Annotated in this window: 11 protein-coding genes and 1 pseudogene; 9 read left to right on the top strand and 3 right to left on the bottom strand. The window is 49.6% G+C overall.

Going from position 1 to position 10,623, the window contains the following annotated elements:
• Nucleotides 1–255: 255 nt before the first annotated feature.
• A complete protein-coding gene (gene msrA, locus CWC46_RS07115; protein ID WP_084297678.1) occupies nt 256–894 on the top strand; it encodes a peptide-methionine (S)-S-oxide reductase MsrA in 639 nt (212 codons plus the stop codon).
• A gap of 199 nt (nt 895–1,093) precedes the next feature.
• Entirely contained in the window at nt 1,094–2,419 is a 1,326-nt protein-coding gene (gene paeA, locus CWC46_RS07110; protein WP_021017564.1) for a polyamine export protein PaeA, read from the top strand.
• 75 nt (nt 2,420–2,494) lie between these two features.
• On the opposite strand, the gene CWC46_RS07105 is transcribed toward paeA, so the two are convergent.
• Entirely contained in the window at nt 2,495–2,701 is a 207-nt protein-coding gene (locus tag CWC46_RS07105; RefSeq protein ID WP_021017565.1) for a DUF1107 domain-containing protein, read from the bottom strand.
• Between the two features lie 330 nt (nt 2,702–3,031).
• On the opposite strand from CWC46_RS07105, the pseudogene CWC46_RS07100 reads away from it, so the two are divergent.
• A pseudogene (locus CWC46_RS07100) lies at nt 3,032–3,586 on the top strand (YtfJ family protein); the annotation flags it as partial.
• Between the two features lie 37 nt (nt 3,587–3,623).
• Here the strand turns inward: CWC46_RS07100 and cysQ are convergent.
• Complete coding sequence (gene cysQ, locus CWC46_RS07095; RefSeq protein WP_021017567.1) at nt 3,624–4,364, bottom strand: 3'(2'),5'-bisphosphate nucleotidase CysQ; 741 nt, start codon at nt 4,362–4,364, stop codon at nt 3,624–3,626.
• 201 nt (nt 4,365–4,565) lie between these two features.
• Here cysQ and CWC46_RS22805 point away from each other — a divergent pair, with 201 nt between their 5' ends.
• Nucleotides 4,566–4,742: a hypothetical protein gene (locus CWC46_RS22805; RefSeq protein ID WP_157831361.1), complete on the top strand. Its 177-nt coding sequence runs from the start codon at nt 4,566–4,568 to the stop codon at nt 4,740–4,742.
• Between the two features lie 41 nt (nt 4,743–4,783).
• On the opposite strand, the gene CWC46_RS07090 is transcribed toward CWC46_RS22805, so the two are convergent.
• Nucleotides 4,784–5,140, bottom strand: coding sequence for a DUF2502 domain-containing protein (locus tag CWC46_RS07090; protein WP_021017568.1), 357 nt, complete (start codon nt 5,138–5,140; stop codon nt 4,784–4,786).
• A gap of 766 nt (nt 5,141–5,906) precedes the next feature.
• Between CWC46_RS07090 and CWC46_RS07085 the strand changes: the two genes are divergently transcribed.
• From CWC46_RS07085 to CWC46_RS07065, 5 genes are all read left to right on the top strand, one after another.
• Nucleotides 5,907–7,151, top strand: coding sequence for an urea ABC transporter substrate-binding protein (locus CWC46_RS07085; RefSeq protein ID WP_021017569.1), 1,245 nt, complete (start codon nt 5,907–5,909; stop codon nt 7,149–7,151).
• A 98-nt stretch (nt 7,152–7,249) separates the two neighbouring features.
• On the top strand, nt 7,250–8,119 hold the full coding sequence (locus CWC46_RS07080) for an ABC transporter permease subunit (RefSeq protein ID WP_021017570.1): 870 nt from the start codon (nt 7,250–7,252) through the stop codon (nt 8,117–8,119).
• 9 nt (nt 8,120–8,128) lie between these two features.
• On the top strand, nt 8,129–9,175 hold the full coding sequence (locus CWC46_RS07075; RefSeq protein ID WP_021017571.1) for an ABC transporter permease subunit: 1,047 nt from the start codon (nt 8,129–8,131) through the stop codon (nt 9,173–9,175).
• Nucleotides 9,172–9,894 (top strand): ABC transporter ATP-binding protein, encoded by a 723-nt coding sequence (locus CWC46_RS07070; protein WP_021017572.1) that lies wholly within the window; start codon nt 9,172–9,174, stop codon nt 9,892–9,894. The genes CWC46_RS07075 and CWC46_RS07070 overlap by 4 nt, the downstream gene beginning before the upstream one ends.
• Nucleotides 9,891–10,610: an ABC transporter ATP-binding protein gene (locus tag CWC46_RS07065; protein WP_021017573.1), complete on the top strand. Its 720-nt coding sequence runs from the start codon at nt 9,891–9,893 to the stop codon at nt 10,608–10,610. The genes CWC46_RS07070 and CWC46_RS07065 overlap by 4 nt, the downstream gene beginning before the upstream one ends.
• The last annotated feature ends 13 nt before the right edge of the window (nt 10,611–10,623 follow it).

Genomic DNA, 10,623 nt, shown 5'->3' with positions numbered 1-10,623 from the left:
ACGTTACCCCTTGGTAATATCAATCAGATAAACTGGTTTTTCTTTCTAAATATAGAGTTAAATTTGTAAATCTAAAAATGGCGTAGGGTAATTACTGTCATACTGCTTACTTAAGCGGTTTTCCCCGTGAATATTGGTTTCTTAACTGATTCATTACTGCCATTTTTAACCATAATACCGTAAAGACAGGCGAATGCTTCTCGGTTATGCTCTGAAAACACAATGATATTACTACAATATCGGGAGCCAAAAGTGATCGATAGTTTCGATAAAACCCAATGCATCAGTCAATCTGACGCACTTTCCGGTCGGATAACGCCAATGCCCGTCGCCCGACTTCATGCGGTTAGCCAACATTCCATGACATACGTGCCAGAAAATATGCAGGTGGCCATCTTTGCCATGGGTTGTTTCTGGGGGGCGGAACGTTTGTTCTGGCAACAGCCGGGAATATACAGTACAGCAGCAGGCTACTGTGGCGGCTATACGCCCAACCCTACCTACCGGGAAATCTGTACCGGTAAAACCGGCCATGCTGAAGTAGTACGGGTTGTTTTTGACCCAACGGTCATCAGCTACAAACAACTGTTACAGTTGTTCTGGGAAAATCATGACCCAGCGCAAGGCATGCGTCAGGGTGGCGATATTGGCACTCAGTATCGTTCCGCTATTTACCCCGTCACACCTGAACAGGAGTCGGCCGCCAAGGAAAGCGCACACGGTTTCCAGCAGGCGATGAAAGACAGCGGAGATGATCGTACCATCAGTACGGAAATCAAACCTGCCGGGCCGTTCTACTATGCTGAAGACGAGCACCAGCAATATCTGTACAAAAACCCGGATGGTTACTGCGGATTAGGTGGCATTGGTGTCTGCTTGCCGCCGCAACGCTAAATATGGCGGTTATTTCGTCACACCTGTTATAATGCGCACCGCGTCAGGGCCACCCACGGTGATAGGTTCCTGACCGGATAGATTCAAGGAATACAGGGCTGGAAACCAGCCCTTGCCAGCGGGTACCACATCCGCTGCCTTATAATGATTTTTCCTTCCCGAGGATCGCCTATGTCTGCTGAGACAAAGCGAAAAAACTATGTTAAACAGCTTATTACTAATAATACTTCTCATTGCCATCAGCGCGTTTTTTTCTCTTTCTGAAATATCCCTTGCCGCTTCACGTAAAATCAAACTGAAGCAGATGGCCGATGAGGGCAACCTGAATGCTGACCTGGTGTTAAAACTTCAGGAGACACCAGGTATCTTTTTTACTGTGATTCAAATTGGTGTTAATGCCGTCGCCATTCTGGCCGGTATTATTGGTGACGCAGCCTTTTCCCCCTATCTCAATATGTTGTTTGAAAACGTCATGTCTCCGGAGTTAGCGGGAAAAGTCAGCTTTATCTGCTCTTTTGTTCTTGTCACCAGTCTGTTTATCTTGTTCGGTGATTTGACCCCCAAACGTATTGGCATGATTGCCCCGGAGACAGTGGCTGTCCAGATTATCAATCCTATGCGCTTTTGCCTGTTCATATTCCGGCCACTGGTCTGGTTTTTTAACGGTCTGGCTAACGTAATTTTCCGGTTGCTGAAATTACCCATGGTGCGCAAGGACGATATCACTTCCGATGATATCTATGCGGTGGTGGAAGCCGGCGCACTGGCTGGTGTGTTGCGCAAGCAAGAACATGAACTGATTGAGAATGTGTTTGAGCTGGAGTCCCGTACCGTTCCCTCGTCCATGACATCCCGGGAAAGCGTAGTGTACTTTGACCTGCATGAGGACGAAGAGCAGATTAAAGAGAAGATTGCCCAGCAGCCGCACTCCAAGTTTCTGGTTTGTAATGCCCACATTGACCAGATCGTCGGTTATGTCGACTCGAAAGATTTACTGAATCGCGTACTGGGGAATCAAAGTCTGGAGCTGAACAGCGGCGTGCAGATTCGTCCGGCGCTGATTGTGCCAGATACTCTTACCCTGTCAGAAGCACTGGAAAGTTTTAAAGCTGCCGGAGAAGATTTTGCCGTTATCCTCAATGAATATGCACTGGTCGTGGGGATTATTACGCTCAATGATGTGATGACCACCCTAATGGGCGATCTGGTGGGACAAGGCCTGGAAGAGCAGATTGTCGCCCGTGATGAAAACTCGTGGCTGATTGAAGGCGGGACACCTATCGACGACGTGATGCGAGCGCTGAATATTGATGAATTCCCGCATTCCGGTAACTACGAAACCATCGGGGGGTTTATGATGTATACGCTGCGTAAAATACCAAAACGCACTGATTTTGTACGCTTTTACGGTTATAAATTTGAAGTGGTGGATATCGACAGTTACAAAATTGATCAGTTACTGGTCACCCGACTGGAAGACAAACCAACAGTAGCATCACCCGCTGCCAATACCTCCGAGTCATAAACCATTATCGACTTAAACCACAACGGCCCGTATGTGGGCCGTTTATTTTTCAGCACTGCTTGTACGCACGCGCCGTCATCCCATTTCGGCCTGCAATTTCAACACTTGGCGGTTAACTTCTGACATCACCACCAAGTGTTGTTTATCCTGTTTTTTCGGCAATAAAATCTTGCCGTAATCAAACTCAAAAGCACCGACTCCTTTAATATACAACCGTCCGCGAAACAACGTTTTCACGTACTTTGCGACCTTCATCGGGTTGTAACGTTCGAAGATCCTCATGTTTTATTCTCCTCCCGCTTTTTCTTCTGACACGCCGTCCGTTTCAAAAAAGTAACAGAGCTGATGGAGTGTCAATGACATACACAATATTTAGTGCTGTGATTCCCTCAATAGTTCCTCACATCTCAGCATTCCTTACTGAATTTACATAATTTTACGGAGTAGATTAACGTTATCCTTCACAAATCAGTATAAACCTTCAAGTCGCTGTAAATTGTGCGAACTGACACAAACTCAGCGATAAACCGCTCAGGACAGACTAACACTCAGTATCTACGCTTATGAGTAATACACGACTCGCCACAAGCTTGATACAAGAGGGAAATATCAATGACCAGAATGACCTGTCTGTTTGTTGCCCTGGTTTTTATTCCGTTCCTGACATCCGCACACTCCTTTGCCATTAACCAGCCTGTGCCATCCGTTGGTGTGGTAGAAAAGGGGGAGCTGAATTATCAGAATGAAAAATTCAGCTACCAGAACTGGAGTAGTGCCCAGCTCAATGGGAAAGTCCGTGTCATCCTGCATGTCGCCGGGCGTATATCTGCCCGGAACATGAATAATCCGCTGATCACCACGCTCAGGGAGGCTAATCTACCGCGTGAATATTACCAAACAACGACAATCGTCAATGTCGACGATGCCGTGATAGGCACGGGCATGTTTGTACGTGGGCGCGTCAAGGACAGTAAGCAGGCAAATCCCTGGTCACAGTTTGTTATCGACAGTAATGGTGATGCATGTCGAGCATGGGAATTGACGCCTAAAAGCTCGGCTATCGTCGTGCTGGATGCACAGGGAAAAGTTCGTTTTGTAAAGGATGGCGCCTTGAACCGACAAGAAATACAGCAGGTCGTCAGCCTGCTGCATACTCTATTACACCAGGAGGAATCTCATCATGACACAGGCACGCTGCCTGTCATCAAAACAGTGAAACACGAAATCCGGGATTAATAAACGATTCCCGTGGGGCATAAGATAGCGGTTTTCCCTGCCAATCATGTATCTGTGCTCCCGCCGCTAACGCGATTGCATGCCCGGCACCGGTATCCCAAATACAGGTAGGTCCAAAACGGGGATAAAGCTGGGCTTTCCCTTCCGCCACCAGACAAAACTTTAACGATGACCCAATAGCAACAGTCTCATGCTCACCCAACTGACCAAGGTAATCCTGTAGCTCTTTATCTGAGTGTGAGCGGCTTACCACCACCAGTGGAGGCCGGGCATCATTCACCTGTATCTGTTGTCGGTGTCCCCCCTCTTCTTTCCAGGCTTTGCCGTTTGCCGCCGCATACATCACACCAGTCACCGGAACATAGATCACGCCCAGTACCGGTAGATCATTCTCAATCAACGCAATATTTACCGTGAATTCACCGTTGCGGTTCAGGAACTCTTTCGTACCGTCCAGCGGGTCCACCAACCAGTAACGCTGCCAGTGCTGGCGCTCCGACCACAGTGGAGGATCTTCTTCAGACAGTAACGGGATATTGGGGTACTGTGCCGCCAACCCTCGTTTGATGACACGATGCGCCGCCATGTCGGCAGCGGTTACTGGGGAATCATCTTTCTTGTGCGCGACCTCAACCGGCTGATGTCCCTCATAAACCTGCATAATGGCATCGCCTGCCTCACGCGCCAGTTGGCAAATGTGTTCTAACATTTTTCACCTCTCTACCGGTTGTCAGGGCGCATCATCCGCCCGTTCAGATTTGTCTTTGTGACTGATAACTGTGATTCTTTATGTTTGTTGTGGTTATTCTATGCCACCTTCCGTGTTTTGCCGTGATAATTAACGCTGTATTTAGCATTACATGAGATACCGGCCTCATTAACACGTCGAGAAAACAATGTAATAAAGCACATGCCGACGCCAAGTTTGCGCGTCGCACTGATTACGATTACCGCCAATTACTACCGTGTTTACAGCGAGAAATATAATGCCGTTGCATCACCAGATGAAAATCAGGCGATCATGAGAACCTACATCGGTGTTGAAATGAAACGGAGTCAAAACGATGATAATGAGGAAGAAAAGTAAGGCATCCGCGCCAAGGATGGCGCGGTTTCGCTAGTGCCTGTTTACCAACGAGGATCACCTCTATAGTGATGACCCCAACCAGGTTCTGGCGGCGGCGCAATAAACACTGGCCGAGGTGGTTGTACTACAACAACCCGCGGTGGTGGCGCTTCATAATATCTCGGTGGTGGTGCTTCATAGTAATAAACGGGTCGTGGCCTGTGGTATCTGTGTTCACGCCGCCACTCATGCGGAGCACACCACCGATTGCCATCCCAATAATAGCCACGCTGGTCACGATCGCCGATATGGAAATAAACCCCCGGCAGCGCAATGCTCAGACTATCGGCCTGTACCGTAGGCACAGCGAACGACAGCATTCCAGTCATCATGACACCGAATAAAAGCGGCTTAATCATAAAACAACCCCTACGTCACCGCGATGCGGCGGATGGCACAGATATACGGCAAATCAAGCCTTGTCACCATCAGAAAAGGGCTAATTTTCGATAAGTCATCCCCAAGTTTATCCGTAAAGCACGATAAATACCGCCACTCATTCTGTTCGCCAACCTGATGATTCACCATGGTATTCGGCCGCTTCTGAGCCATTGCAAGTAGCGTTCAGATTGACTTCAGGCAGAAGTATCACTCACCCGAATCACTTACTCAGGTATGCTTACCGCTGCATCTTGCCGTCTATTAGATATATAATGAATAGCTTTCATAGGAATGGAATAGTTATATTCAGGCCGCCCTAAAATGACTTTTCATATAACTTTTCATAAAATGGAATGATTAAAATAAACTCTCGCTTTATTCTGGTGCAAATAATTAACGGAATTCGCTCCGCTTGTGTTCTATATTGTTTTACGCCAAGTTCATCATTTGTTTTTTATCGTAAAAATGTTGTTTATTTCTTATCTATCTTCTCTTCATCTTGTGATATTTTTGTGCATCACAGTGCTATTTAAGTGCAATCATTAATACTGAAATAGAGAATACTTATAATACAAGTTAACCGTTGACAATCCATTAACTCGCTTCTTATAGTGATACCCACTCCCCCGCAAGACCGCCAACGCTGTCGGCTTGTGGTGAAGGCATCAGAGCCCCTGAGAAAGTCATCTGACTTTACGGGGCTTTTTTTTTGCTTTTTTTTTAATACCAACACCAGGGGTAATTATGTCCAGAATACAATGTCATTACGCCACGTTGACACTTGCGCTGGCATCCATATTAGTAGCAGGCACTGCACACATAGCTGTTGCGGCCGACAAGCCCATTAAAATAGGTTTATTAGAAGACGCATCCGGTAATTTTGCCTTACCCGTTATTCCCAAGATCCACGCTACGGAATTAGCTGTTGACGAAATCAATGCGAAAGGCGGTATTCTTGGTCGTCCGATTGAACTAATTAAATATGATACCCAATCCGATAATACCCGTTTTCAGCAAATGGCTCGTCGTTTAATTAAAAACGATAAAGTGGATGTTATTTTCGGCGCTTTCTCTAGTGCTTCCCGTGAGGCCATTCGCCCTATTATGGATAAAGCAAAACAGCTTTACTGGTATAACAACCAGTATGAGGGCGGTGTCTGCGACACCAATGTATTTGTCACCGGCGCGGTACCTGAACAGCAGTTTTCCACACTGATTCCCTGGATGATGAAGAAATATGGCAAACGGGTTTATACCATTGCTGCCGATTACAACTTTGGTCAGATCTCGGCGGAATGGGTGCGAAAAATTGTCGCAGAAAACGGTGGCACCATGGTTGGGGAAGAGTTTATCCCGCTGAGTGTTTCTCAGTTTAGCCAAACCATTCAGAATATTCAGAAAGCCAAACCAGACTTTGTCATGACACTTCTGGTCGGCACCAACCAGTCTTCCTACTATGAGCAGCAAGCTGCCGCCAGACTGAATCTACCCATGGCAAGCTCAGTTAGCGTGGCACAAGCTTATGAACACAAACGCTTTAAGCCACCAGCGCTGAAAGACATGTACATCACCGCCAACTATATGGAAGAGGTGGACACACCTGCCAGTAATGACTTCAAAAAACGGTTCCACGCCAAATTCCCTGATGAGCCGTATATCAATCAGGAGGCGGCCAACGCCTATGATGCGGTTTACCTCTACAAACTGGCAGTGGAAAAAGCCAATAGCACCAATCAAGTTGCTGTACGCAAGGCATTGGAAAGTGGTGGTATCTGTACCGATGGCCCTTCCGGCAAGGTCTGTATCGATCCCAAAAGCCACCATCTGAGCCACACCATTTATCTGGCGCACGTCAAGGCCGACCATTCTGTCGAAATACCCAAGGTATGGCCGGATATCCAACCTTACTGGCTGGATCAGGCAGGTTGCAACCTCCCGGTCAAACCAGATACCAGCCAGTATACGCCGTCCAATCCGCCCAAAGCCTGAGTCTGAAATGACCATCAGGGAAGCCGTTGTCCTACATGCGCTTCCCTGAGTTATCTATCTCAACCGGTGTCAGTCGGGACACCAAGGATTGTACTGTCATGTTATTGCTGTCCTTTGTTTATTCAGCGATCTACCAGTTTGGCGATAACTTTGCCTTTCTGGTTCTGTCAGCTCTTGGGCTGGCGGTGATCTTCGGCATGATGGGCGTTATTAATCTGGCCCATGGTGAATTCATCATGTGCGGAGCTTACGTGACCATCACGCTGAACAAATCCGGGCTACCACTTCCGCTCGCCATGCTGGTCGGCGCTCTGGTGTCGGCTTTTGCCGGTGGCGTCATCGAACGGCTAGTGGTTCGTCATCTGTATGATCGCCTATATGACTCGGTGGTAGCCACCTGGGCGATTAGCCTGATTGTGCAGCAAAGCATGTTGCTGTTGGCGGGGCCCTCACTGGAAGGACTTTCCACGCCGTTTGGTTCATTCACACTAGGTGACTACTCGTTTTCCACCTACCGGGCCTTGCTGCCGCTGTTCGCCATCGCGGTGCTCCTGCTGCTGTACTGGCTGTTTTTCCATACCAATTACGGCGTCTGCGCCAGAGCCACAATACAAAATGCCCGCATGGCCTCTTGTCTTGGACTGGAAACCGACCGTATCTATACCCAGACATTCGCACTGGGTGCCGGGATGGCCGGGTTGGCGGGGGCTATTTATGCCCCGACGATGACGGCTGTTCCCACGATGGGCAATGCGTTCATCATACAAGCTTTCGTTTCAGTCGTCGTAGGCGGTGCCAATGTGCTGATTGGCACCATTCCTGCTGCCATGACGCTTAGCACTATCCAGACCGGTCTGAATGCCTGGTATGGACAACTGGCCGGTCAAATCGGCCTGCTGATTACGGCCATGTTGGTTATCCGCCTGTTGCCAAACGGTGTCGGCAGCCTGTTTACCCGCAATCGTTAGGAGCTGCCTGTGACCATAAACTCTCTCAACCTCACCATAACAGAACGACAGAAACACCCGCGTATACCATGGAATGGTCTGATATTTCTGGTATCGGCAGTGCTGTTGCCACTGATTCTAGACAGCGGGTTCATTAACAATCTGGCCTACTTTCTACTCTGGGCTTTCTGCGCTATAGGATTGGCCGCCATGTGGGGGCAGGCCGGGATTCTCTCGTTTGGCCAGACAGCCTTTTTCGGGCTGGCCGGATATACCTATGGTGTTCTAACACTGAACTTCGGTGATGGCGTTTTTTCTACCTGGTCTGGCTTTGTACTGGCATTAGTGATGGCTGGCGCAGTCGCTGCCGCCCTCGGTTACATGATGTTCTATGGTGGTGTGACTGGCATCTTCGTAGGGATTGTCACGCTGTCGTTCACACTGGTGTTGGAAATGTTTATGTCGCAAACCGCCGGACCACAATGGGCTATCGGCAGCGCACGCCTGAACGGCTTCAATGGTATGTCTGGCATGCCGCCGCTGGCGCTGCCGGGAGGGATTACGCTGGAGGACAACGCCTTCTATTACCTGATTGTGTTGCTGCTGACAGTGGTTTACTTCGGCATGCAGCGCCTGTTGCGCAGCGATACCGGCCTGACGCTCGCCGCTATCCGGGAAAATCCGCGTCGAGCCGAAATGTTGGGTATTGATATTCGTCGCTATCAATTGCTGATATTCACTATCGGCGGGGTGCTGTCCGGCCTGTCTGGTGTGCTGTACACCCTATGGGGCTCCTACATCACCCCGTCTTCAATGGGATTATCTGCGGCGGCCATGCCAGTGATCTGGGTGGCTACCGCTGGACGAAAAAGCCTCCTCAGCACTGTCATCATAACCGCACTACTGGTGTGGCTGTCGCAGTGGCTGGCGGTTTATGGCAGTGAATACGCCATGATTCTGCTCGGCGTAATCCTGCTGTTCGTCATTCTTATCGCACCTGAAGGTATTTTGGCCTGGTTGATGCATCGTATACGACGACTATTTGCCGCCTCTCGTCACAAGAGGACTTCATTATGAATAACACACCGGTATTAGAGACGCAGGGGCTGGGTAAACGTTTCGGCGGCATTCAGGTGATCCATCAGGTAGACATCCGCATCCGCCAGGGAGAAGTGCGCTGTGTGATCGGGCCGAACGGCGCGGGCAAAAGCACCTTCTTCAAGTTGTTGACCGGTGAACACGCCCCCAGTAGCGGCGAGATCCGTTTTCAGGGAGAACGCCTCAATGCCTTACCCCCTTTTCAGCGCATTCGTCGGGGCATGAGCATCAAATTTCAGATCCCCGGCATCTTTGCGGATCTCAGCGTAGCGCAGCATCTGCAACTGTCGTTGAGTCATCGGCGAGCAAAGCGCCGCCAGTCCGATAACGTTGATGACCTGTTGCAGCGTTTCAATCTCACCAGCGAATACCATCAACGGGCGGGCAACCTCTCCCATGGTAAAAAACAGTGGCTTGAAATGGCTATGGCGGTGTCGCTTCAACCCTCTCTGCTGATGTTGGATGAGCCTGTAGCAGGGCTCTCGGTGGAAGAGACCTATTTAACCGGTGAACTTATCAAACAAATGCAGCGCGATGGCCTGACGCTGATGGTGGTGGAACACGACATGACGTTCGTTCGACAGATCGCCTCTCAGGTCACCGTATTGCACGGTGGTCATGTGTTTGCCGACGGTAATGCACAAGATGTACTGATGCGGGATGACGTGGCAGATATCTACCTGGGGAAAAACGGATGAAAGACATACTACTGCAAATCGATAATGTCACCAGTGGCTACGACGGCGGACTGGTGCTCAATGGCACCTCATTGCAACTCAATACGGCGGAAATCCTGGGATTGATTGGCCGAAATGGTGTGGGTAAAACCACACTGATGCGTTCCCTGATCGGCACCATACCTATACGACAAGGCAAGATACTGCTGGGCGAAACCGAAATCACCCACACCTCCCCCCAACGACGGGCTCGGCTGGGCATCGGCTATGTGCCACAAGGACGGGAGATCTTCTCCGGATTGACCGTCGCGGAAAACCTACAGGTTGGCATGCAGTTTGTCCGGGAACACCGGGAACTGGCACAGGATCTGCTGGAGCGGGTGCTCAACTATTTTCCGATTCTACGCCAGCGGCTGAAACAAAAGGCCGGCACCATGAGTGGTGGTGAACAACAACAACTGGCCATCGCCCGCGCACTGGTCGGTTCCCCCAAAGTATTGTTGCTAGATGAACCCTCCGAAGGCGTTCAGCCCTCTATCGTCACCATCATCGCCGATACGCTGGTGCGCATCGCTCAAGAGCTGCGAGTCGCCGTGATCTTGGTAGAACAGGATATCGCCATGATTCAACGGGCTGCTCACCGATGCTGTGTCATGGATAAAGGCCGGGTCATCGACACGCTGGATCAGCGGCAGCTCTCAGATGACGACGGCATACGCCGACATCTGATGTTGTAACCGTCATGCCAAT

The organism is Prodigiosinella confusarubida, assembly GCF_002847015.1.
In the GTDB taxonomy this organism is placed as follows: domain Bacteria; phylum Pseudomonadota; class Gammaproteobacteria; order Enterobacterales; family Enterobacteriaceae; genus Prodigiosinella; species Prodigiosinella aquatilis.
Note: the sequence above shows the minus strand (reverse complement) of the source record. Positions and strands in the feature narration are given on the sequence as shown.